Origin of the sequence: Nonomuraea sp. KM90 (assembly GCF_052246675.1) — a bacterium.
Lineage (GTDB): Bacteria > Actinomycetota > Actinomycetes > Streptosporangiales > Streptosporangiaceae > Nonomuraea.
Genome location: NZ_JBQQCB010000427.1, coordinates 1 through 527 on the forward strand (window position 1 = coordinate 1; position 527 = coordinate 527).

A 527-nucleotide genomic window follows, 5' to 3' on the forward strand; every position below is an offset into this window, starting at 1 on the left:
CGGGCGGCGGGGGTGTCGCCGCCGAGGCGCCCGGTGACGCGCATGACGTTCAGCTCCAGGACCAGCGTGCGCGAGGCCAGGACGATGAGCTCCCGTTCGAGGTGCTGTGCCATGGCGGGCCGCGCGGCCTCGTCGTCGAGCCCGCGCGACCGAGCGGACGAGGCGAGCCGCTCGACGGCGTGGCGCACGAACGGCGCCACGATCGTGCCGAAGCCCGCGTCCCAGGAGGGCTCGCTCTCGCGGGGAGCGGGCATCTCGCCGGAGGCGTCCAGCACCTCCCGCACGGTGCGGGCCCAGCGGGGCTCGCCGGCCGCGACGCGCCGTCCCAGATGTGCGGCGTCCTCGCCGAGCAGATCTCGCAGGCCGGCCTCGGTGAGCCCGCGAGCCGCCAGCATGCCGGCGAAGCCTCCGCGGGCCGCCGCGAGCCACTCCCGCCAGCGCAGCAGCCTGCGCCCGACCGCTGTCCCAGCCGCCGGCCCGTTCGCTGTCCCGTTCTCTGTCCCGTCCGCTGTCCCCGCCGCCGTCCC

Annotated in this window: 1 protein-coding gene; it reads right to left on the bottom strand. The window is 77.4% G+C overall.

Annotated elements, in window-relative coordinates:
- Positions 1-395, bottom strand: a 395-nt coding sequence (locus ACTWPW_RS64610; protein WP_443175099.1) for a hypothetical protein, incomplete at its 3' end; no start/stop codon positions are given.
- Positions 396-527: the final 132 nt, after the last annotated feature.